Genomic DNA, 21,063 nt, shown 5'->3' with positions numbered 1-21,063 from the left:
CATCGGGGCGGTCATTACCAGATCTTGACCCGTTTGGCCGGGTCCAGATAGAGCTTGTCACCCGGCTGGATCTTGAACGCCTCGTAGAAGGCGGGGATGTTCGGCACCACGCCGTTGACCCGGTATTCCGGTGGCGAGTGGGGATCCGAGGCGAGCAGCATCTGCATCAGCTCGGGGCGATACATGCCTTTCCACACCTGGGCCCAGCCGAGGAAGAAGCGCTGCTCGCCGGTGAAGCCGTCCAGCACCGGGGCCTCCTTGCCATCCAGCGACAGCAGGTAGGCCTTGTGGGCGATGGTGAGGCCACCCAGATCGCCGATGTTCTCCCCCAGGGTGAACTGGCCGTTGACGAACTGCCCCTTGATGGGCTCGAAGCGGTTGTACTGTGCCACCAGCCGGCTGGTGCGGAAGCGAAACTCCTTGAGATCCTGGGGCGTCCACCAGTCGCGCATCACGCCGTCCCCGTCGGATTTGGCGCCCTGATCATCAAAACCGTGACCCATCTCGTGACCGATCACCCCGCCGATGGCGCCGTAGTTGACCGCGTCATCCGCCGTCATGTCGAAGAAGGGGGGCTGCAGGATGGCGGCCGGGAAGACGATCTCGTTGTTGCTCGGGTTGTAGTAGGCGTTCACCGTCTGCGGCGACATGTGCCACTCGTCCCTGTCTACCGGCTTGCCGAGGCGCGCCAGGTTGTCGGCGTATTCGAAGGCGCGGGCCCGCTGCAGGTTGCCCACCAGATCGTCGGCACGGATCGCGATGGCGCTGTAGTCCTTCCACTTGTCCGGGTAGCCGATCTTGGGACGGAACTTGGCGAGCTTCTCTTTGGCCTGTGCCTTGGTGGCCGGCGACATCCAGTCCAGCTCCTCGATGCTCTGGCCGTAGGCGGTGCGCAGGTTCTCCACCAGCTGCTCCATGCGGGCCTTGGCCTCTGGCGGGAAGTAGCGCTCCACGTAGAGCTTGCCCACCGCCTCGCCCAGGTGATCGTCCAGTACGCCGAGCGCCCGCTCCCAGGGGGCGCGCTGCTTGGGCGTACCGCTCAGGGTGGTGCCGAAGAAGGCGAAGTTCTGGGCATCGGTCTGGCTGTCGAGGTAGGGGGCATAATCGGTGATGAGATGCCACTTGAGGTAGGCCTGCCAGTCACCGATCGGGGTCTGCTGCATCACCTCGTTGAGGGCCGCGAGATAGGTGGGCTGGCCGATGATGAGGCTGCTCTGGCCAGCGAGGCCGGCCTGGGTCAGGTAAGCATTCCAGTCGATGGCGGGGGCGAGGCGTTTGAGCTCGCTCTGGGGCCCCTTGTTGTAGTTCTTCTCCCGATCCCGCAGGGTGACATTGTCCCACTGGATCCGGGCTAGTTTGCTCTCGAGGGCCAAGATGCGTTTGGCCTTGGCCCCGGCATCCGCCTCGCCGAAGCGGGCCAGCATGGTGGCGATGTGCTGCTCGTATTTCTGGCGCAGCGCCTGGCTGGCGGCATCCGTCTTGAGGTAGTAGTCCCGATCCGGCAGACCGAGCCCGGCCTGGTAGAGGTAGACCGCATAGCTGTCCGGCGCCTTGGCGTCGGCATCGACCCAGAAACCGAACGGGGCGCTGCCGCCGTTGCGACCGCTCTCGGCGAAGGCCCGGGCCAGATCCTGCGGCGTGCGGATCTGCTCGATCTCGCTCAGCATCGGCATCAGCGGCGCCGTGCCCTTGGCGTTGCGGGTAGTCTGATCCAGGTAGCTCTGGTAAAGGTCGTGGATCTGCTGGGCCGGTGTGCCGGCGGCGGCCTTGCCGTCCAGCCCTTCCACCAGCACCCGCACGTCCGCCAGGGATTTGTCTCGCAGCATGTAGAAGGCGCCGTCGGCGGGCCTGTCGTCCGGGATCTTGGCGGTGGCGAGCCAGTGGCCGTTCACGTAGCGGAAGAAGTCGTCACCGGGTTTGACGCTGGTGTCCATGTTGGCCAGCGCGAGGCCGGAGTGTTTGTCTGCGCCGTCCGGGGCCTGACTGCAGCCGGCCAGCAGGGCCAGCCCGACGAGGGCGGCCAGTATGCTTTTTTTGTTGTTCATTATGTTGGATTCCAATTCGGGTTATGCGGCTTCCTTGCCCACGCAGGGAGCGTCTCACTCTAGCAGCCGGGTTAGCGCTTGATAAGCCCGAGTCTGCTAAGATCGGCCTGGTCGTATTGGGGAAGCCTATGATTTCTCGTATTTATTCTCGTTTTTGTCAGACTCTGCCCGCGCCGGAAGGTTCCCGCGGTCTGCTGGTGGCCTTCAGCGGCGGGCTCGACTCCACCGTGCTGCTGGTGCTGGCGGCCCGTTTTGCCCGTGCCTACGGCCTTGCCCTGCGCGCCCTGCACGTTCATCACGGCTTGAGCCCACATGCCGACGAGTGGGTGGCCCACTGCGAAACGGTGTGTCAGCAACTGGCGGTGCCGCTGCTGGTCGAGCGGGTGAAACTGCAACGAGGCAGTGGCGACAGCCTGGAGGCGCAGGCGCGGGAGGCCCGCTATCTGCGCCTCGCCGCTCAGCTGGGAGAGGGGGAGTGGCTGCTCACCGCCCACCATCAGGACGATCAGCTGGAGACCCTGCTGCTGGCGCTCAAGCGCGGCGCCGGCCTGCGCGGGCTGGCGGGCATGGTGCCGAGCCAGCCCTTTGCCGGTGGCCTGCTGCTGCGCCCCTTGCTCGAGGTGAGCCGGGCCGAGCTGGCCGATGCGGCGGCCAGCCTCCCCTATGGCTGGGTGGAGGATGAGAGCAACCAGGATGTGAGTTATGACCGCAACTTCCTGCGCCAACGGCTCATTCCCCAGCTCAAGGCCCGCTGGCCCGCCATGGCCCAGACCGCGGCGCGCAGCATGGCGCTGTGCGCCGAGCAGGAGGCGCTGCTGGAGGAGCTGGCAGAGGCCGACTGGCGGTTGGCAGCGGCAGGAGAGGCGCTGCAGATCGCGCCGCTGCTGGCCCTGTCAGGCACCCGGCGCAACAACCTGCTACGTTACTGGATCCGCCGCCAGGGGGGCGAGATGCCCTCCCGCGAGCAGCTCGGTCTGCTCTGGCAGGAGGTGGCGCTGGCACGGGAAGACGCCAATCCCCAGCTCAACTGGGGCGGGCAGAGCTGCCGCCGCTTTCAGGGCCGGCTTCATCTGGTGCGACCCGGGCTGCAGCCTCGCCACGAGCAGCTGACATTGGCCGTGGGTGAGACGCTGATCCTGCCGGACGGGCTGGGGGAGGTGCGCTTGCTGCCGCGGCTGGAAGGGGAGGGGCTGCGGCTGCCAAGGGCGGACGAGCCGCTGTCGGTGCGCTTCGGGGTGGCCGCCGGCAGCATGCTCAGGCCGGTAGGGCGTGGCGGCAGCCGGCGCCTCAAGAAGCTGCTGCAGGAGTACGGGGTTCCCTCCTGGCAGCGCGGCCGCATTCCCATCCTCTATTATGGCGAGCAGGTGGCGGCGGTGGGTGAGCTGTTCCTCTGTGACGGATTCATGACGCAGGGAGCCGGTCTGGCCTGGCACTGGCTGCCGGCGGCGGCCTGTCAGCCCCCGGCGTGACGCTCTCCTTCGCCAACGCGGATAACGGACAAGGCCGGCATATGCCGGCCTTGTCGTATTCAGCGGCTGGCCGGTTCAGTCCAGCAGGCCGGCCTTGCCCGCCTTCTTGCGGGCATAGAGGTGGGCATCGGCGGCCTCGTACAGGCTGTGCACGTCCACCCCGGACTGCCAGCTGGCGGCTCCCAGGCTGCAGCCGACCGAGAAGGTGCTGAGCTCCTTGTGGATCATCAGCATGTGCTGCAGGCGCAGCCAGACCGGGCGCCATGCCTCGGGCTCGGCGGGTTGCAGCAGCAGGGCGAACTCGTCACCACCGAGGCGAAACGCCTGATCCGTGCTGCGGATGCAGTGGGTCAGCAGCTGGGCGAAGCGGCTCAATACCAGATCGCCGACCGGGTGACCCCAGGTGTCGTTGATCTGCTTGAAGTTGTCGAGATCCAGCAGCACCAGCACCAGGCCGTGGGATTCCCGGCTGTGCTGCTCCACCGCCCGGCCGATGGCCTCGTCGAAGTAGGATCGGTTGCCGAGCCCGGTCAGGTGATCGAGCCTGACCTGCAGCTCCAGCTGTGACAGGCGCAGATAAAGGGGCAGGGGCAGGCAGAGCAGCTGGTGATACTGCTGCAGGATCCGCTGCTGGCTGCCGCTCAGGGCATGTTCCAGGGTGTAGTGCAACTGGCCGATCAGCTGGCCATGCTGGCCGCGCAGCTCGAACGGGTAGCTGTGCAGGGTCAGGCTGGCCTGGGGCGGATGCTGGATCAGGGTATGAGGCTGGCCGCAGTCGAAGTGCAGGCTGTGGATCCGGACAATTCTTGCCGCACGATCGGCAAAGGTTGCCAGCAGGCTGCCGAGGTCCATCTGCACCAACAACAACTCGAGCAACTGGTTGCGATCCTGACTGGCCAGCGGCGTGAGCCGCTCCATCTGGCGAACCCACTGCTCGATGCCATGTCCCAGACCATTCAATGATGATGTGTTTTCCACGGTACAGCCCTCAAACAACCTACTTCCTGACTCTTACCTGCAATCCTTGTGCCCAAAATATGTTCGATGCGAACAAGAGTGGCTGGCTAGGCTTAAGTAGATAAAAAGGGAGGAAATATTGTACGCAGATGTGTTGATCCTGCTGCTTGCCGCCGTCTTGTTGGTGGCGATTTTCCGGCGCCTCGGCCAGCCGGTGATCCTCGCTTACCTGCTTGCCGGGGTACTGCTTGGCCCCTATGGCGTCGCCGTGATCACCGGCCAGGCGATCATGCAGACCATCGCCGAGCTCGGCATCGTCTTTCTGATGTTCTCGCTCGGGCTCGAATTCTCGCTACCCAGGCTCATCGCCATGCGCCGGCTGGTGATCGGGGTGGGCGGTCTGCAGGTGTTGCTCACGTCATTGCTGTTTTTCGCCATCGCCTGGTGGTGGGGCTTGAGCCTGCCCCAGGCGCTGGTGGTGTCGGGCACCCTGGCGCTCTCGTCCACCGCCGTGGTGATCAAGCAGCTGGGGGAGCAGAAGCAGCTGCACACCCGCCGCGCCCAGCTCGGGGTGAGCGTGCTGCTGTTTCAGGATCTGGCGGTGGTGCCGCTCTTGGTGATGATCCCCATCCTGGCCAGGCCCGAGATCCAGGGCAGCGCCCTGCTGGCGGAGATCGCCTGGGCCACCCTCAAGGGGCTGTTTGCCCTGCTGAGCCTGCTGGCGGTGGGCAAGTGGCTGTTGCCGCTGCTGTTTCACGAGGTGGCGCGGGCCCGCTCCGACGAGCTGTTCGTGCTGAGCGCCCTGCTGGTGGCGCTGCTGGCGGCCTCGCTGACCCAGTGGATGGGGCTTTCCATGGCGCTAGGAGCCTTTCTGGCGGGCATGATGCTGGGGGAGTCCCACTATCGCCATCAGCTGGAGGTGGATATCCGGCCGTTTCGGGACGTGCTGATGGGACTCTTCTTCATCACCATCGGCATGACCATGGACTGGCAGCGGGTGGCGCAGGACTGGTGGCTGGTGGCCACCAGCGTGCTCTGCCTGATCCTGTTCAAGTCCCTGCTGGTGCTGCTGGCCGGCCGGCTGATGGGGGAGCGCAAGCGCGATGCCATGGCGGCGGGGATCATGCTGAGCCAGGTGGGGGAGTTCGGCTTCGTGCTGCTGGCGCTGGCCAACCACCACGGTCTGCTCGACCATCGGCTGGTCTCCCTGCTCATCGGCATCGGCGTCACCTCCATCGCCATGACGCCCTGGTTGGTGTTGCAGGCCCACCATCTGGCCCGCTCCCTCACCGATCCGGCCCTGCTCACCTGCTCCGAGGTGGCCCAGTCGGGCCTGAGCAAGACCCAGCATGTGATCATCGCGGGCTTTGGTCGGACCGGCCAGACCTGCGCCCGCTTTCTCAAGCAGGAGGAGATCCCCTTCCTGGCGCTGGATCTCGACCCGGAGCGGGTGAGCGAGGCCAAGTCGGCGGGGGAGCAGGTGGCGTTTGGCGATGCCAGCCGCCGCGACATCCTGCTGGCCGCCGGTCTGCTGCGGGCCAGGTTGGTGATCATCACCTTTGACGATCACAAGCGGGTGGAGGCCATGCTGGCGCTGATCAGGGAGCTGGCGGGGGAGGTGAAGGTGCTGGTGCGCACCCGGGATGACAGTTTTCTGGAAGCGTTCAAGCGGGCGGGCGCCTTTGCGGTGATCCCCGAATCCCAGGAGGGGGCCCTGATGCTGGTCTCCCACCTGCTGCTCAACTGCGACATCCCCATCGGCCGGGTGATCCGGCGCATGGAGCACGAGCGCAGCAGCCAGTACCGCTTTCTGCACGGTTTCTACTGGGGGGATCAAAGCGCCGGCAATCTGGAGACGGATCAGCTGCTCGAGCGGCTGCACCCCGTGCTGCTGCACGAACAGGCCTGGGCGGTGGGGCGCAGCGTGCAGGCCCTGGCGCTGGAGACGGTGCGGATCAAGGAAGTACAGCGCGGCGAGTTGCGGCTGGAGCCCAAGCCTGAGCTGGTGCTGGCGGCAGGGGATCAGCTGGTGCTGTTCGGCAATGGGGTGGCGGTGGAGCAGGCGGAGCAGCGTCTGCTGGAGGGGCGTTAGCCCTCCCTCTAGGTGTATTCATCCTCGCCACAGGTGAGTGAGCCGCTTGCCGGCAGGCGTGCCGGCCCACCCTCAAGAGGCCATTTCAGGCTTCGACCGGTACCATCTCCTCTATCCCCAGAAACGCTTCGACCCGCCGGCGCTCGTTCAGAGTATCCAGGTAGCCCAGCTTGATCAGCTGCTGGCAGTAGCCGGGATAGAACATCAGGAAACTGGCCAGGCTGCTGGTCTCGTCCCCCGTCACCCCCAGTACCCGCAGCAGGCGGCGCAGGTGCACCGGCAGCTTGCGCAGATAGGCCAGCGCCAGCAGGTCGAGATCCTGGCTCGGCTTGAGCACGCAGGTCTCCACCCGTTTGAGTTTCAACCGGTTGCGCTCCCGCTCCGGGATGAGATCCAGGGTCTGATTGATGCGCCACAACCGCTCCAGGTCCGAGTTGAGGGTGTCGGTGAAGACGGTGTCCAGCAGGTGGCTGGCGATGTTGGAGCTGGTCAGGTGGCCATGGTGGAAGGTGGGGGCCGTGTGCGCCGGCGGATCCAGAGTGATCAGCAGGATCCGCTCCGCCCCCAGGTGGATGGCGGGGCTGAGCGGGCTCAACTGATGGATGGAGCCGTCGCCGTAGAACTTGTCGCCGATGTGAGTGGCCGGGAAGACGAACGGCAGCGCCGAGGAGGCGAGCAGGTGATCCGAGGTGAGCAGGGTGCGCAGCCCGCGCCGTCTGGCACGCTCCCACGGCAGGTGCTCGGCTCGCCCCTGAAAGAAGGTGGTGGAGAGGCCGTCGTCGTAGTCGGAGGCGGTGATGGCCAGCGCCTCCAGGCTGCCGTAGAGGATGTTGTCATCGATGCGGTGATAGTCGATGAGCTGATCCAGCAGGCGGCGCAGCGGCGCATTGTCGAACAGGTGAAAGGCGTGGTTGGTGTGGGGGTTGATGAGCCCGGCAGAGCCCTCATACATCAGCCGCCACAACAGGCGTCCCGGGTGAAAGTCGAAGATGTGGTGGGTCTCGAAGCGGCGCCAGACCCACTCCAGCTTGCGCACTCCCAGATGGAAGCAGGAGGCGTAGCAGGCCAGCGCGGTGACATTGATGGCGCCGGCCGAGGTGCCGCACAGGATGGGAAACGGAATGCCGAGATTGCGGGGATAGAACTCGGCGATCGCCTTGAGGGCGCCGACCTGATAGGCGGCGCGGGCACCACCACCGGTCAACAGAAGAGCTGTGTTGGGTTTGGCCATGATACTGCGCCTTATGCATGCCACTGGGGGTGTTGCCATCGAGCAATTTAACTATAAGACGCTGTATCAAATATAAAAACAGGCCTGCCAACCATTTTTTGCAGGCCCTTTTTGAGGCTGTTCAGTTGGCGCGGCGGACGGCGCTCAGCTGATCGAACGCGGCGAATGCGGGGGCACTGGCGAGGATGCGGCCATGGCCGAGTCCGCGGGTGCTCACCAGCCGGGTGCGGCCATCCTGGGTGGCGCGCAGGGAATCACCATGCGGGGCGAAGCGATCCTCCTCGTCGTGCACTATGATGGCGGGCCCGCTGCGGCCGGCGAGCCGCCCCAGCGGGTCGACCGTGCTCAAGGGGTGCTGGTACTCCTGTTCAATCTCCTTGACCACCGCATCGAACAGCCGGATGGAGTAGCCGGAGCGCGCCACCATGCCGTAGAGCTGGGGCACGTAGTCGAGCACCGGCGAGATGAGCAGCAGCGGCAGGGCATCCAGCTCGCGTCGGCGGCTGGAGAGGGTGACGGCGCCCCCCATGCTGTGGGCGATGACGCCCTGCAGCGGGCCGTACTCCGCCGTCATCTTTTCCACCAGTTCGTCGAAGGCGCGCACGAAGCGGGGCAGGTGGCCGGTATGGCCGGCGCTGTGGCCGTGGGCCGGGTGATCGTAGGCAATGGCCGTGAAGCCCTGGGCCGCGATGTGGCTCATCAGCGGGTAGAACTGGCCGGCGCTGCCTGACCAGCCGTGCATCAGCAGCCAGACCGGCCCCTGGCCGAGCCGGTAGCTCATCAGGGTGCCTTCGCTGGTGTGTACGGCCTGTTTGACCAGTCCGGCCGGTGCCGTGTCATCCCGCTGGTTGCGCTGGGGGGTGAGCAGCAGCTTGCTGGCGGTGCGCTTGGCATGAGCGGGGGCCAGGATGTGATGCAAGCGGGTGCCAAGGCCAAGCAACCATTTGCTCGGGCTGAAGCGGCGGGTGTTGAAGTAGATCTTGCTGCTCATGGTCATCCTGTGGTTTTTATGTGCGAACGGTCGTGCTTTTTTGTCGGTTTTAAAAAAGAGAGGTCAATCTATCAGCGCCAGCCATCCAGCAGCGTCTCCACCTCGGGCCAGAAGTGGCGGGCCGGATCCTGACACAGATCGAGGGCATTGAACACCTGATCCGCCAGATAGAGGCCATAGAGGCGATAGACGGCGCGCCAGGGATCCATGTCGCTGCGCCACTCGCCCTCGCTCTGTCCCTGCACCACCTGACGGGCCAGGTAGTCGAGCCAGAAGCGCACCAGCTGGCGGGCGGCCTGCTGCACCTCCCCCTCCTGGGCCGAGGTCCAGGAGGGGGAGGTGCAGCGGCCGGCGAAGCACTGGTTCCAGGCCAGCCAGGCCTGCAGCAGGGCAGTCAGCTTCGCTCGCTGGCTGCCGTGCTGCTGCTGGCGCACCGGCTGGATCACCCGCTCCCGGAACACCTCGGCGGCGTACTCCAGCACGGCGATCTGCAGGTTGTCGCGGGACTGGAAGTGGGCAAACAGGCCGCTTTTCGACATCTCGCAGGCGCTGGCAAGGGAGCCGATGGTGAGGCTCTCCAGCCCCTGCTGGCTCGCCTGCTCGAACGCAGTCTGCAAAATGTTGTCGCGGGTCAGCCGGCCCTTGCTCATCGCACTCTCCTTCATTGACCGGAGCAGCATAAAGTACGACCGTGCTATTTGTCGAGCAACGAATCGGCCTGCAAGTGGGGATGAGGCGGACTCAGTCGCCCTTGATATCCATCTGCTGCAGGGCGATGACCGCCTGGGTGCGGTTCTTGACACCGAGTTTTCTGAAGATGGCGGTGATGTGGGCCTTGATGGTGGCCTCGGAGACGTTGAGCTCCCAGGCGATCTGCTTGTTGAGGCTGCCGTCACGCAGCATCACCAACACCTTGTACTGCTGGGGGGTGAGGCTGGCCAGCTTGCTGGCAAAATCGGTGCCCTCACTGGGCTCGGGGTGGAGCGAGATGCCGGCCGGCACCCAGTTGTCACCCCCGATCACCGTATTGAGGGCGTTGACCAGCTCCTTCATCGGCGCCGATTTGGGGATGAAGCCGAGCGCGCCGAGTCGCAGCACCTGCTGGATGATGGCGGGTTCTTCCGAAGCCGACACCACCACGATGGGCAGGTCGGGATACTGGCCGCGCAGGTGGGCGAGGCCGGAGAAGCCGTTGGCCCCCGGCATCTTGAGATCGAGCAGCAGCAGGTCGACTTCCGGGTGCTCACCCAGCAGGTGGGCCAGGCTGTCGATGGAGTCTGCTTCCAGCAGCTGGGCATCGTCGATGGCCATGTGCACCGCTTGATAGAGGGCGCCCCGAAACAGGGGGTGGTCATCTGCGATGACGATGGTAAATTGGCTGTCCATTGCTCACATTGTTGCTAACTGATTGTTTTGGAAAATCAAACTAGCACCGCTCCCGGAGAGGGTCAAACCTGCCGGCGCGCAAATGTGAAGCGACCGTCGGATGTCGTGCCATTGGGGCAGATGGGATGGTCATGAACAACCCATGCAGGAGGCAATAGATGGGATCTCTGGTATTGACGGTGGGCACCGGCTCCACCTGGGCGATGCGGGCGGCGCTGGTGCTGGCCATGAGCGGGCTGGAGTGGCAGGAGCAGGTGTTCGACCTGGAGGATGCCAAGGAGCTGCAGCGGCTCAAGCGGCTGGCCCCCGCCGGCCTGGTGCCCTGGCTCGATCACGACGGCGCGCGGATACACGACTCGCTGGCCATCGCCGAGTACCTGCACGAGCTCTGCCCCGCGCGCCGGCTCTATCCCGAGGCGCGAGCCGAGCGGGCGCTGGCCCGCAGTCTCTGCGCCGAGCTGCACGCCGGTTTTCGCCAAATTCGCACTCTGCTGCCCTTCTTCCTCGGCGCCCCGACCCGCAGCGAACCGCCGGTGGAGGCCATCGGCGAGCTGGCCCGGCTGCAGACCATCTGGTCCCAGGCGCGGGGCCCCTTCTATTTTGGCGAGGCGGGGATCCTCGATGCCTTCTATGCGGTGATGGCCTACCGGCTGGCGAGCTACGGCATCCAGCTGCCCGGACAGGCGGGCGCCTATCAGCAGGCGCTGCTGGCCTGGCCGCTGTGGCAGCAGACCCTGGTCAAGGCGCGTCTGCAGTGGCCGGCGGCGGCCCGTCAGCCGCAGTGAACCCGCGAGCACAACCGCTGTAAACAGCTTGTCTGAACGGCTGGTGTAAACAGAGAGGGAAGCCACTGGCTCCCCTTTCTGTTTGGGTTTGATTCCTTAAGCTGGATTACGGCTGGCGGCCGGCGAACACTACCACCACCTTGTCATCCCCCTTCTCCCGCACGAAGGCATAAGGGCTGTCGGCCAGTTTCTTGTGGCTGCCCGCCGCTACCGCCGGGTGGGCGGCGCGGAACTGGCCGAGCCGCTGCCAGTGCTTGACCAGCTCGGCCTTCTCGCCGCCGGCCAGCTCCTGCCAGTTCATGTCAGAACGCAGTGCCTGATCGAACACGCCGCCATCCTTGGCGAGCCCGCGGCCGGACTCATCGCCGTAGTAGATCTGGATGCCGCCCGGCAGCAGCATGAAGCTGCTGGCGACCCGGCGCTGCAGCGGTACGTCCTGATAGTCGCCGAAGAACAGCTTGGTGTCGTGGGAGCTGATGTAGCTCAGCACGTTGAACTCGGGATCCTGATTGATGCGGCTAGCGTAGCCGGCATAGGTTGGCTCGGCGCTGGCCAGGCACTGGGCCTGGGGCAGGGCAAACTCGCGCTGATAGTCGAAGTTGATCAGCGAATCGAAGCCGTGTCGGTACCAGAAATCCTTGGCCACCCCGTGATCCCACACCTCACCCACCATGTAGAAGGGCAGGTCGTCGAGCTTCTTGGTGGGGTTGGCGGCTTTCCACTCCTTGAGGGCGGCGGTGCCGGCCTGCTTGAGGCGGGCCCACACCTCGGGCTCCAGGTGTTTGACCGTGTCTGCCCTGAAGCCGTCGATGCCGAAGCGGCGCACCCAGTCGGTGTGCCAGGCAATCAGATAGTCGCTCACGGTGGCGTTGGGCAGCGCCTTGGCCTTGGTGTCTTTTTTCGCCGCCAGCAGCGGCGGCAGTCCCACCGGCTTGGTGGATTCGGTGAGGAAGTCCGGCAGCCCCGCCACCGAGCCGGTGACGTCGTCGGTGCCGGGCTGCGGGTAGCCGGGCAGGCCGGCTCGCACCCAGTCACCGCTCCACCACTGGTCCCACTTCGGCGACTGGTAGTCGATGAACTGGTTGTAGCCATGCCAGTTGAGGCCGCCGCTTGGTTGCCACTGGTTCCAGCGGGCCGGCAGTTTGCCGGTGTTCTGGGTGAGATCGGTGAGCCCGAGATCTTGCAGGTCGGCGAGGGTGGCGTAGCCGGCGTGGTTCATCACCACGTCGAGGATGATGCGCATGCCGCGCTTGTGGGCCTCGTCCACCAGGGTCTTGAGGCTCTCCTCGTCGCCGTAGTTGGGATCTATCTTGGTGAAGTCGAGTGCCCAGTAGCCGTGATAGGCGTAGAAGGGGAAGTTACCCTGCTCGCCGCCGCCGATGAAACCGTGCACCTGCTCCACCATGGGAGTGATCCAGATGGCGTTGATGCCAAGCTGCTTGATGTAATCGAGCTTGGCGGTCAACCCCTTGAAGTCGCCGCCGTGCCAGGTGGCCACTTCATCCTGACCGTCTTTTTGGCGCCCGAAGCTGTGGTCGTTGGCGGGATCGCCGTTGTTGAAGCGGTCGGTCAGCAGGAAATAGACGCTCGCCTGATCCCAGCTGAACGGCGCTGACTTGGCGGCCTTGACCGGCTCGAGCAGCAGCAGGCCGCCGCTCTCTTTACTCGGCGTAAGGGTCAGCTTGCCACCCTTGACCACCCCTTGCAGGCCGGAGTAGGCGTCCCGCAGCTGGGTGCCGTCGGGCCAGACTCCTTTCAGGGATACGGTGACCGGGCCGCCATCCCAGCTGATGCAGGGTTCCGCTGGCGGCTGGCGTTTGAACTCGCTCTTCCTGGTGGCTCGCAGCACCTTGAGGCTGGGGGTATCCGGGTTGAAGGTGAACTGATAATCCCCCGCCAGCATCACCCGCAGGTTGAAGTGCTGCCCCTTGCTGCACTTGTCCATGGGCTGGGCGGTGCCGAAGGGGAGCGGTTTGGCCTCGCTCGGGCCGAAGCTGGCGCCACAGCTGTTGCCCGCGTCGCTGATGCGGATCTGGTGGCTCCCCTTGGTGAGCGGATGGGTCATCTGCACCGCCCCCTTGTCCAGCGCCAGCGGCGCGCCGACCGGCTGGTCATCCACGTAGAGGCGCACCTCGGCGGCCATGGCCTGGTGGAGGAAGAGGGGGCTGGCCAGCAGGGCGAGCCAGAGGGAAGAAACCGAGGGAGTGCGACGCATAAGCCATTCCTTGCTGGGGTTAAGCGGACCAGATTGCCGTCAATGGGGCTCATTCTAGGAGGCATGAGGGCGGGCTTGGACAGGCAAACCGTCGATTTGTGACATCAGTTCAAATGGTTACGTTTTCAAGAATGGAAAAGTGTGAGCGGGGTGTCGCACTCATAAAAAAAGCCGGTCGATAGACCGGCTTGTTGCATTGCCACCTTCGTCAGACGGTGAAGAACTTGAAGTTGACGAAGGCCACCGCGATGAAGGAGGCCACCATGCCGCTCAGGCAGAGCACGGCCGGGCGAATGGCCGGCCAGCGATGGGTCAGCAGGATGATCGCCAGCATGGTCGGATAGAGGCCGAACATGTAGCGCGGCATGGCGTTGAGCCCTGTCATCAGCGGAATGGTGCAGCAGATGAACATCAGGGTCGCCTCGGCCCAGCGCTTCTGGCTGAACAGATAGAGGTTCAGAGCCCAGCCGAACATCACCATAATGGAGAGGTAGGATTTGCGTCCGCCCAGTTCGAAGCCGCTCAGCCACCAGTCCAGCGGGCTGTCCATGTAACGGCCCCAGGCCACCTGGATGTGCTTGAACGCCAGCGCGTCACCGGTGAGGTGATAGAGGTAGAACATGTAGGCGAACAGGCCGAGCGGGATCATCCAGAGGGTGAACACCACCTTGAAGGCGCGCTCGGTGAAGCGGAAGAACTCGCGCCAGCCGTAGGCCTGCAGCGCCAGGATCAGCACCGGGAACACCATCATCACCCCCAGGTTGCGGGTGGCGGAGATGAAGACGCCGAGCAGCGCCACCATCAGCCACTGCTGGCGATAGGCGAACAGGAACATGCCCAGCATCAGCGCCATGAACATCGACTCGGTATAGCCGGAGACGAAGTAGGCGGAGAAGGGGGAGAAGGCGAGCAGCCAGACGCCGAAGCGGGCGGTGTCGTCACCCAGCTTGAGCTGACGCAGCACCAGCAGCATCAGCGGCAGGCTGATGAAGAACGCCAGGTTGGCTACCAGCATCAGGCCGATCAGACTCTCGACGTTGAGCAGGTTGGAGATGGTGCCTGAGATCATCGGGTAGAGCGGCATGAAGGCCCAGTTGGCCGCATTGCCCTTGCTCAGCCAGCGCGGGTAGAGATCGTAGCCGTTCTCGATGATGCGCTGGAACCAGACGCAGTCGAACTGGCAATAGGCCTGCAGCGGGCCTATGTCGGGGGAGCCGTAGAGCTGCACGCCGAAATAGCCCATGCCGTAGAGGGCGGCCCGGCTCAGCACGAAGGCGGCGATGATCATCAGCCAGTCACGGCTGCTGATGGCCAGTGACGGGCGATAGGGGCCCGCATTGTCAGGGGTGATGGAGGTAGTCATGTCATTCATCAGGCAAATACCCAGATCCTGGAGAGGAGGTAGGTGAGCACGGTGACCGTCAGGGTGGCGATCACCACCGGCAACAGACCGGAAAGACCCGCAAACAGCAGACCGCTCAATATCAGGTTACGCACCGCCAGCGAGAAGAGGGCAACCAGCAAGAACTTGCTGGCGGCACCCTGCTTCTGGAAGGTGATGTAACGGTGACCGAAGAAGGAGAACCAGAAGGCGATGGCAAAGGCCAGCGTCGTCACCAGGTGCTCCGAGATGGTGGGCCAGGTGTGAAACAGGGTGATGGAGGTGCCCAGATCGACGAGGGTGGCCCCCCCGCCGACAAACCCGAAACGTACCAGCCGCCAGAATTCCTCGCGGGAGATCATTGAGACGCCTGCTCCTGCTGGTCATCAGCGGCTTTCGCAGCAGCAGCCTTCTTGCCGGCGCTCTTCTTGCTGCCGGTGGCGGCGTCCTGCTTCGGCTCTTCATCCTGCTTGGCATACTGGCCGTACACCCCTTCGATGAGGTAGACAGGGCGCTGCTTCACTTCCACGAACATGCGGCCGATGTACTCACCGATGATACCGAGCGACAGCAGCTGGATACCGCCGAGGAACAGCACCACCGACATCAGGGAGGCGTAACCCGGCACGTCGATGCCGAAGAAGACCACCTGAGTGACGATCTTGAGGATGTAGAGGAAGGCGACAAAGGAGACGCCGACGCCGACGTAGCTCCATACCCGCAGCGGCCAGCTGGAGAAACTCATCAGGCCGTCGAGGGCGAAGTTCCACAGCTTCCAGTAGTTGAACTTGGTCTCGCCGGCATGGCGGGCGGGGCGCTCGTAGGGCACACCGACGGCACGGAAACCGGCCCAGGCGAACAGCCCCTTCATGAAGCGGTTGCGCTCCGGCAGCTGCTTGATCGCCTCGACCACCTTGCGGTCGATCAGGCGGAAGTCACCGGCGTTCTCCGGCAGCTTGGTGCTGGTGGAGAGGGCGTTGAAGAAGCGGTAGAAGCCGCCGGCGGTGAGGCGCTTCATCGGGGTGTCGGCACTGCGATCCACCCGGATGCCGTAGACGGTGTCGTAGTCGCCGGTCTGCCACAGTTTGACGAATTCGAGAATGAGTGCGGGCGGATCCTGCAGATCCACGTCCATCGGCACCACGGCATCACCCTTGGCGTGATGCAGGCCGGCGGTCATGGCCGCTTCCTTGCCGAAGTTGCGGGCCAGGTTGACCAGGGTGACGCGCGGGTCGCGGGCGATGGCCTGTTCGACCACCTCACGGGTGCGGTCGCGGCTGCCGTCGTTGACGAATACTATTTCCAGCTGATCCTTGAGCGGCGCCAGTTCGTTATCTATCGCGTTGATGAAGGCATCTATGCTCTCTTCCTCGTTGTAAACGGGAACGATCAGAGAGAGTCGAAAATCGGCATGCGACATGAAAACTTCCTTATTTGGAAAATTATTTTATAAAACAGCGTATTGGAGAATACGTCTTATTGGGCGACGGTCAAGCGCACCGACTGGACATTGAGCGGAGTCGGGGCGGAGAGCGCCAGAAAGTTGGGACGCTTGGGGTCCGAGGTCAGCGACTCGCCCGGCAGGCTGAGACGGATCTCGTTGATGCCGGCCTTGGCCAGCTTGACGGTGGTGGTGAAATCGTGACCCAGTGCCACCTTGAGCAGAGCACCGGCCTGCGGGCTGTTGACCCGGGCCTGGATGGTCAGCTGTTCCGGCTGTGCCTGCTGCTTGGGCAGTACGAAGTAGAGGCCGCCCTGGCCGCTCAGTTCGGTGCCGTCCGCACTCGGTTTCTTGGCCCAGCCTTCGCTGGAGAGGAAACGGCTCGGTTTGGTCAGATTGAGCTCGTTGCCGGGTTGGTAGGTCATGCTGGAGTTGTGCTCCCAGAAGCGGGTCTTGCCTTCCAGGTAATAGAGCTTGTAGGCCAGGCTCACGTTGGGGTGGGCGGCCAAGTAAAGGGTATAAAGGTAGAAACCACTCAGCGCCATGATGGCGGTCAGAAAACCAAACTTTTTGTACGTCATATCACTCTCTGCGCCTCACGGTTTGTAGGCTGATTTCGCGCATATGCTAATCCAATTGCAAAAAAAGCATAGTGGATCACAAAAATATATTTGGTCACATATTAACCCCTTTTCGGCCGGTGTTCCAAATGTTGCTGTTCCCGCTTTTTACCTGCCCTGGCGAGCCGGAGATCCGGCGCAGGCCGGGGGCATTTCAGGCCCGGCTTCTACAAGCATAAACGAGGGTGCCGCTCACACGGCCGGGAGCCTGCATCGCTGTGGCAGGATCTGTCGCCATTTTGCCAAGGCCGATTTATGATGGCGTATCACGCAGTCAAGGATGACCCATGAAGCTGAAACTCTGCTGCTGGATGCTCTGCTTGCTGGCGCCGCTGGCCTCTGCAAACAGTCTGTGTCCCTCGCCCTTGCGGGTCGGTTTTGACAACTGGCCGCCTTATCACTATTACGCCGGCACGGCGGCCGGGCAGAAGGAGCTGCGCGGCTTTGCCGTCGAGGCGCTCACCGCCATGCTCAAGCGGCTCGATTGCAAGGCCAGCTATGTGGAGATGCCCTGGAAGCGGGTGCTGCACGGTCTGTCACTGGGCTCGGTCGACATCGCCATGGAGGCTTATTTCAACGAGGATCGCGCCCACTATGCCTGGTTCTCCGATGCCTACAATCCGGGCCGCAGCGCGCTCTGGATCCGCAAGTCATCCTCCTACCCCGAAACCGATCTGGCCAGCTGGCTGGCCAGCGGCCATACCCTGGGCATCACCAAGGACTACTACTATGGGGCGGAGATCAGCGAGTTGCTGCGTCGTTATGCCGCCCAGGTGAGCGTGGTCAATGACGAGCAAAACTATGGCAAGCTGGTGCTGGGACGCATCGACGGCTTTCTCGGCGATGTGCTGGCCACCCCCTGGGGCCTGAAGGAGGAGGGGCTGAGCGATCTGATCGTCCCCCACACCATGGCCGTATATGAAGCGCCGACCTTCTTCATGTTCAGCAAGAAGCGGCTGTCACCCGAATTTGTCAGCGCGTTCAATCGCGAACTGGCTGAATTTAAAGCAACAAATGAGTATGACATTATCTGGCGGCGCTACGCGCCCGCCAGCTAGTAAAGTCGCGGGCATTCACGCATCATGAGCGCCTTGACCGCCGGGTCTGACAGGCTGAAGTGAACCGATCTTGAGGTAAGCATGGGGAAGAAGTATTGGCTGGCATTGGCAAACCTGATCTGGCTGGGCTGCTGGCCGGCGGCCATGGTACAGGCCAGCGAGGGCCAGGTGGTGGTGAGCAATGCTGCGATGCAGCACGACTGGTATCAGAACAGCACGGCGGAGCAGGCCAGGCGTGAGCTGGAGCTGCAGCTGCAGGAAGCCGTGCTGGCCCAGTTGCACCCGGATTTTTACACGCTCTGGAAGAAGTTGCAGGCCAAGCCGGCGGATCAGCGTGGTGCCCTCTATGACGAGGCGTTCGGCAAACTGGCCCGGTTCCAGCAGGCGTGGCGTGCCATGGATCTGGTCTCCCGCGAGCAGATGCAGACCCTCAAACTCAACCTCAGCAAGCCGCTGGCCCACGAGCCGGCCGGCGACAATCTGCTGGAGCAGGTCAGGCAGCTCAGACCCCAGGTCGCGGAATATGACGCGGTGCGCGAAGAAGTGCGCAAGCTGCTGGCGCTGCCCATGGCCAAGAAGTGGCCGACCCTGACCATGCCGACCCTGCGGGCCGGTGAAGTCTCCGCGGAGCTGGGCCAGATCCGCTCCATCCTCAACGAGCTGGGCGACACGGCCCCGCGCCATGATGACGCCACCTACGACGCCGAGACCCTGCAGGCCGTCAAGCAGTTCCAGCGCCGCCACGGCCTGACCGCCGACGGCATCATAGGCCGGCAGACCCGTAGCTGGCTCAATACCGGGCCCGAGGTGCGTGCCAGCCTGCTGCTGCGCAACCTGTGGCGACGTGACCTGGTGGATCAGCTCTCCGGCGCCCGTTACGTGCTGGTCAACATCCCCGACTATCGGCTGAGCGTGGTGGAGTCCGGCAACGAGGTATTCACCAGCCGGGTGATCGTGGGCAAGGAGCAGCGGGCGACCCCGATCCTCGCCAGCGAGATCCGCTCCATCGTGCTGAACCCGGCCTGGCACGTACCGCGCTCCATCCTGAGCAAGGACATTCTGCCCAAGCTGGGACGGGATCCCGCCTACCTCAATCGTGAGCAGTTCGAGGTGATCGACGGCGAGGGCAATCCGGTGCAGTTCACCGAAGAGGGCTGGCAGCAGGCGCTGGCGTCCGGCTTCCCCTACCGTCTGCGGCAAAAGCCGGGCGATCACAACGCGCTGGGTCGTTACAAGTTCTATCTGCCCAACAACGAGGCCATCTATCTGCACTCCACCCCGCGCAAGGCGCTGTTCGAGCAGGGCGCGCGCGCCTTCAGCTCAGGCTGCATCCGGGTGGAGCATGCCGACGATCTGGCCGAGCTGCTGCTGGCGGACTCCCGCTATCAGCCGGACAAGGTGGCCAGCATCCTGAAAGAGACCCAGACCAAATGGCTGCCGCTGACCACCCCGATCCCGGTGTTCACCGTCTACTGGAGCAGCTGGATCGACGAGGATGGACGTCAGCAACTGCGCAACGACATCTATGGATTTGATCGAGTCAGCTACCAGAGTCGCTTGCTGTGATCCTCGCCACAGAGTGAAAAGCCCGGCCTGCGCCGGGCTTTTTCATGGCCCCTTGCGGTTTGACAGCGGCCGGCTCGGCGGGTAGTTTCAAGCGCCTGTATCAAATTCATTCAACGGTTTCACCTCAACATAGCGATGGACGGACAAGGGATGCTTGATCAAGAGATAAGCCGACGTCGCCTGCTGCTGGGTGCCGGTTGCCTGCTGGGGGGCTCGCTGCTGTCCTTTCCCGCCACGGCGAGCCGCAGTACGGCAGGACGTGAACTCAGTTTCTTCAATCTCAATACCGGCGAGCGGGTGCGCGCCAGCTATTGGGAAGACGGCCGCTACCTGAAAGACGGGCTGGCCGAGCTCAACCACATCTTTCGCGACTACCGTCGCAACGAAGTGTTCAACATCGACCGCAAGCTGTTCGACCAGCTCTACCTGCTGCAGCACAAGCTGGGTCGCCACGGTGAAATCCAGCTCATCTCGGGCTATCGCTCGCCCGTGACCAATCGCCAGAAGCGCAGCCGCAGCCGCGCCGTGGCCAAGCACAGCTACCATACCCTGGGGCAGGCGGTGGATGTGCGCATTCCCGGAGTACAGCTGGCGCACCTGCGCAAGGCGGCGCTCCATCTCAAGGTGGGCGGCGTCGGTTACTACCCGAGCGACAACTTCGTGCACCTCGACACCGGGCCGGTGCGCAGCTGGTAACGGCCGGCTGCTGGCCACAGCTGCCCGGCGGGTGACTGGTCAGCGGGGTGGCCGAGCTGGTAGGCTCTGGACACCATGCAGAGGAGAACCAGATGAAACATATTTTGCTTGGCGGGCTGATTGCCCTGCTGCTGACCGGTTGCGGCAAGCTCAACCGTGAAAACTACGACAAGCTCAAGATGGGGATCAGCTACGCCGAGGCGAGCAGCATCCTCGGCAAGGCCGAGCGTTGTGACGATGCACTGGGAACCACCAGCTGCATCTGGGGTGACGAGGGCAAGAACATCAAGATCCGTTTCATCGCCGACAAGGCGACCTTCTTCAGCTCGGAAGGGATCAACTGAGGCAGCCACAGCCCGGTTGCCCATATAAAAAAGCGCCTTCGGGAGTATATAGTGAAAACTATGTATCTTGTCTAGTGAGTGAGTGAACCACACGCCACCACTGGCTTTGCTGTAAGCACAGAATCGTACATGCTATGTATCATGGTATGTACGATTTTTTTGCTCTCACCAGCCTTGCTCTCCAAGGCTGACACATGAAAAACCACATGGTTATGGTGGAATAGTCATCCTGGTCAACATCAGCCTAGGTCGGAGAGCATTCGTCTCAACTCATCCTCTGGGTTGTACTGCTTAGAGGGCTCTTGGGATTTCAATGTGTGATTCGCTTTCCTAGTTATGCCGAGCAGGGAGGTGTCAAAATCCTGCTGACACTGATTCAGAGCCCGCTCAATTGCGATTTTCGCCTGAAATAGGTCTTTACCCTGTAAGATCTCATCGGCCTTTCTGACGGCTCCTGCATACATGGTATCGAGTGTAGACTCGCTTTTAGCGCGTTTGAATCGAGCTAGAACGTTTTCATAGCTAAAGAAATTTTCGTTATCGATGTTCATTGTGTGTATCTAAGGTAGGTGAAAAGTGCATGAGGCTACCGCCTAAAGGAAGATCATGAACATATTGCCACAATAGTGGCACTAACAGAAAACTCCACTGTTTTGCAGCAATCAAGTATTTGCTGCCAGATCGGCCAAAACTACTCGGAAAGCCTCGTTTGAATTTATTTGATCTGGCGCAAGCTTTCTTTCAGCTCGCTATCATTCAGGATTCTCCTTGTAGTAGCATGACAAT

At 63.1% G+C, this 21,063-nt stretch carries 19 protein-coding genes; 7 read left to right on the top strand and 12 right to left on the bottom strand.

Annotated elements, in window-relative coordinates:
* Positions 1–14 precede the first annotated feature (14 nt).
* The gene (locus PG900_RS08235) at positions 15–2,045 is read right to left on the bottom strand and encodes a M13 family metallopeptidase (protein ID WP_270831251.1); all 2,031 of its coding nucleotides are present in this window, start codon (positions 2,043–2,045) and stop codon (positions 15–17) included.
* Between the two features lie 128 nt (positions 2,046–2,173).
* Between PG900_RS08235 and tilS the strand changes: the two genes are divergently transcribed.
* On the top strand, positions 2,174–3,514 hold the full coding sequence (gene tilS, locus PG900_RS08230) for a tRNA lysidine(34) synthetase TilS (RefSeq protein ID WP_270831250.1): 1,341 nt from the start codon (positions 2,174–2,176) through the stop codon (positions 3,512–3,514).
* Between the two features lie 75 nt (positions 3,515–3,589).
* Here tilS and PG900_RS08225 read toward each other — a convergent pair whose 3' ends face one another.
* Positions 3,590–4,510 (bottom strand): GGDEF domain-containing protein, encoded by a 921-nt coding sequence (locus tag PG900_RS08225; RefSeq protein WP_029301567.1) that lies wholly within the window; start codon positions 4,508–4,510, stop codon positions 3,590–3,592.
* 100 nt (positions 4,511–4,610) lie between these two features.
* Here PG900_RS08225 and PG900_RS08220 point away from each other — a divergent pair, with 100 nt between their 5' ends.
* On the top strand, positions 4,611–6,563 hold the full coding sequence (locus PG900_RS08220) for a monovalent cation:proton antiporter family protein (RefSeq protein ID WP_270831249.1): 1,953 nt from the start codon (positions 4,611–4,613) through the stop codon (positions 6,561–6,563).
* A gap of 85 nt (positions 6,564–6,648) precedes the next feature.
* On the opposite strand, the gene PG900_RS08215 is transcribed toward PG900_RS08220, so the two are convergent.
* From PG900_RS08215 to PG900_RS08200, 4 genes are all read right to left on the bottom strand, one after another.
* Positions 6,649–7,794: a patatin-like phospholipase family protein gene (locus tag PG900_RS08215; RefSeq protein ID WP_024946021.1), complete on the bottom strand. Its 1,146-nt coding sequence runs from the start codon at positions 7,792–7,794 to the stop codon at positions 6,649–6,651.
* A 121-nt stretch (positions 7,795–7,915) separates the two neighbouring features.
* Positions 7,916–8,785, bottom strand: a complete 870-nt coding sequence (locus PG900_RS08210) for an alpha/beta hydrolase (RefSeq protein ID WP_270799445.1) — start codon at positions 8,783–8,785, stop codon at positions 7,916–7,918.
* A 71-nt stretch (positions 8,786–8,856) separates the two neighbouring features.
* On the bottom strand, positions 8,857–9,435 hold the full coding sequence (locus PG900_RS08205; RefSeq protein WP_270831248.1) for a TetR/AcrR family transcriptional regulator: 579 nt from the start codon (positions 9,433–9,435) through the stop codon (positions 8,857–8,859).
* Between the two features lie 91 nt (positions 9,436–9,526).
* The gene (locus tag PG900_RS08200) at positions 9,527–10,171 is read right to left on the bottom strand and encodes a response regulator transcription factor (protein ID WP_270799439.1); all 645 of its coding nucleotides are present in this window, start codon (positions 10,169–10,171) and stop codon (positions 9,527–9,529) included.
* 158 nt (positions 10,172–10,329) lie between these two features.
* Here PG900_RS08200 and PG900_RS08195 point away from each other — a divergent pair, with 158 nt between their 5' ends.
* Positions 10,330–10,956, top strand: coding sequence for a glutathione S-transferase (locus PG900_RS08195; protein ID WP_270831247.1), 627 nt, complete (start codon positions 10,330–10,332; stop codon positions 10,954–10,956).
* A gap of 106 nt (positions 10,957–11,062) precedes the next feature.
* Here PG900_RS08195 and PG900_RS08190 read toward each other — a convergent pair whose 3' ends face one another.
* The 5 genes from PG900_RS08190 to PG900_RS08170 form a co-directional block, all read right to left on the bottom strand.
* Complete coding sequence (locus PG900_RS08190) at positions 11,063–13,171, bottom strand: alpha-amylase (RefSeq protein WP_270831246.1); 2,109 nt, start codon at positions 13,169–13,171, stop codon at positions 11,063–11,065.
* Between the two features lie 208 nt (positions 13,172–13,379).
* Positions 13,380–14,543: a membrane protein gene (locus tag PG900_RS08185; RefSeq protein WP_011705134.1), complete on the bottom strand. Its 1,164-nt coding sequence runs from the start codon at positions 14,541–14,543 to the stop codon at positions 13,380–13,382.
* Positions 14,543–14,914, bottom strand: a complete 372-nt coding sequence (locus PG900_RS08180; protein ID WP_077096227.1) for a GtrA family protein — start codon at positions 14,912–14,914, stop codon at positions 14,543–14,545. Before PG900_RS08180 ends, PG900_RS08185 begins: the two co-directional genes overlap by 1 nt.
* Positions 14,911–15,972, bottom strand: a complete 1,062-nt coding sequence (locus tag PG900_RS08175; protein WP_029301561.1) for a glycosyltransferase family 2 protein — start codon at positions 15,970–15,972, stop codon at positions 14,911–14,913. Before PG900_RS08175 ends, PG900_RS08180 begins: the two co-directional genes overlap by 4 nt.
* 56 nt (positions 15,973–16,028) lie before the next feature.
* Positions 16,029–16,574, bottom strand: coding sequence for a hypothetical protein (locus PG900_RS08170; RefSeq protein WP_016349902.1), 546 nt, complete (start codon positions 16,572–16,574; stop codon positions 16,029–16,031).
* A gap of 326 nt (positions 16,575–16,900) precedes the next feature.
* On the opposite strand from PG900_RS08170, the gene PG900_RS08165 reads away from it, so the two are divergent.
* The 4 genes from PG900_RS08165 to PG900_RS08150 all read left to right on the top strand — a co-directional run bounded on the left by PG900_RS08165 (position 16,901) and on the right by PG900_RS08150 (position 20,277).
* Positions 16,901–17,671 (top strand): substrate-binding periplasmic protein, encoded by a 771-nt coding sequence (locus PG900_RS08165; protein WP_270831244.1) that lies wholly within the window; start codon positions 16,901–16,903, stop codon positions 17,669–17,671.
* Between the two features lie 81 nt (positions 17,672–17,752).
* Positions 17,753–19,237: a L,D-transpeptidase family protein gene (locus PG900_RS08160; protein WP_270831243.1), complete on the top strand. Its 1,485-nt coding sequence runs from the start codon at positions 17,753–17,755 to the stop codon at positions 19,235–19,237.
* A gap of 150 nt (positions 19,238–19,387) precedes the next feature.
* Positions 19,388–19,933 carry a DUF882 domain-containing protein gene (locus tag PG900_RS08155; RefSeq protein ID WP_029301559.1) on the top strand — a complete coding sequence of 182 codons (546 nt, stop codon included), beginning with the start codon at positions 19,388–19,390 and terminating at the stop codon, positions 19,931–19,933.
* A 92-nt stretch (positions 19,934–20,025) separates the two neighbouring features.
* Entirely contained in the window at positions 20,026–20,277 is a 252-nt protein-coding gene (locus PG900_RS08150) for a hypothetical protein (protein WP_005303367.1), read from the top strand.
* A gap of 239 nt (positions 20,278–20,516) precedes the next feature.
* On the opposite strand, the gene PG900_RS08145 is transcribed toward PG900_RS08150, so the two are convergent.
* A complete protein-coding gene (locus tag PG900_RS08145; protein ID WP_270831241.1) occupies positions 20,517–20,828 on the bottom strand; it encodes a hypothetical protein in 312 nt (103 codons plus the stop codon).
* Between the last annotated feature and the right edge of the window lie 235 nt (positions 20,829–21,063).

Source organism: Aeromonas sp. QDB03, assembly GCF_027707985.1.
GTDB lineage: Bacteria > Pseudomonadota > Gammaproteobacteria > Enterobacterales > Aeromonadaceae > Aeromonas > Aeromonas hydrophila.
Note: the sequence above shows the minus strand (reverse complement) of the source record. Positions and strands in the feature narration are given on the sequence as shown.

Bases quoted from the DNA above. Each gene is read 5' to 3' on its own strand.
- PG900_RS08235 (WP_270831251.1), bottom strand. From the start codon at position 2,045: ATGAACAACAAAAAAAGCATACTGGCCGCCCTCGTCGGGCTGGCCCTG.
- tilS (WP_270831250.1), top strand. From the start codon at position 2,174: ATGATTTCTCGTATTTATTCTCGTTTTTGTCAGACTCTGCCCGCGCCG.
- PG900_RS08215 (WP_024946021.1), bottom strand. From the start codon at position 7,794: ATGGCCAAACCCAACACAGCTCTTCTGTTGACCGGTGGTGGTGCCCGC.
- PG900_RS08210 (WP_270799445.1), bottom strand. From the start codon at position 8,785: ATGAGCAGCAAGATCTACTTCAACACCCGCCGCTTCAGCCCGAGCAAA.
- PG900_RS08205 (WP_270831248.1), bottom strand. From the start codon at position 9,435: ATGAGCAAGGGCCGGCTGACCCGCGACAACATTTTGCAGACTGCGTTC.
- PG900_RS08200 (WP_270799439.1), bottom strand. From the start codon at position 10,171: ATGGACAGCCAATTTACCATCGTCATCGCAGATGACCACCCCCTGTTT.
- PG900_RS08195 (WP_270831247.1), top strand. From the start codon at position 10,330: ATGGGATCTCTGGTATTGACGGTGGGCACCGGCTCCACCTGGGCGATG.
- PG900_RS08190 (WP_270831246.1), bottom strand. From the start codon at position 13,171: ATGCGTCGCACTCCCTCGGTTTCTTCCCTCTGGCTCGCCCTGCTGGCC.
- PG900_RS08185 (WP_011705134.1), bottom strand. From the start codon at position 14,543: ATGAATGACATGACTACCTCCATCACCCCTGACAATGCGGGCCCCTAT.
- PG900_RS08180 (WP_077096227.1), bottom strand. From the start codon at position 14,914: ATGATCTCCCGCGAGGAATTCTGGCGGCTGGTACGTTTCGGGTTTGTC.
- PG900_RS08175 (WP_029301561.1), bottom strand. From the start codon at position 15,972: ATGTCGCATGCCGATTTTCGACTCTCTCTGATCGTTCCCGTTTACAAC.
- PG900_RS08170 (WP_016349902.1), bottom strand. From the start codon at position 16,574: ATGACGTACAAAAAGTTTGGTTTTCTGACCGCCATCATGGCGCTGAGT.
- PG900_RS08165 (WP_270831244.1), top strand. From the start codon at position 16,901: ATGAAGCTGAAACTCTGCTGCTGGATGCTCTGCTTGCTGGCGCCGCTG.
- PG900_RS08160 (WP_270831243.1), top strand. From the start codon at position 17,753: ATGGGGAAGAAGTATTGGCTGGCATTGGCAAACCTGATCTGGCTGGGC.
- PG900_RS08155 (WP_029301559.1), top strand. From the start codon at position 19,388: ATGCTTGATCAAGAGATAAGCCGACGTCGCCTGCTGCTGGGTGCCGGT.
- PG900_RS08150 (WP_005303367.1), top strand. From the start codon at position 20,026: ATGAAACATATTTTGCTTGGCGGGCTGATTGCCCTGCTGCTGACCGGT.
- PG900_RS08145 (WP_270831241.1), bottom strand. From the start codon at position 20,828: ATGAACATCGATAACGAAAATTTCTTTAGCTATGAAAACGTTCTAGCT.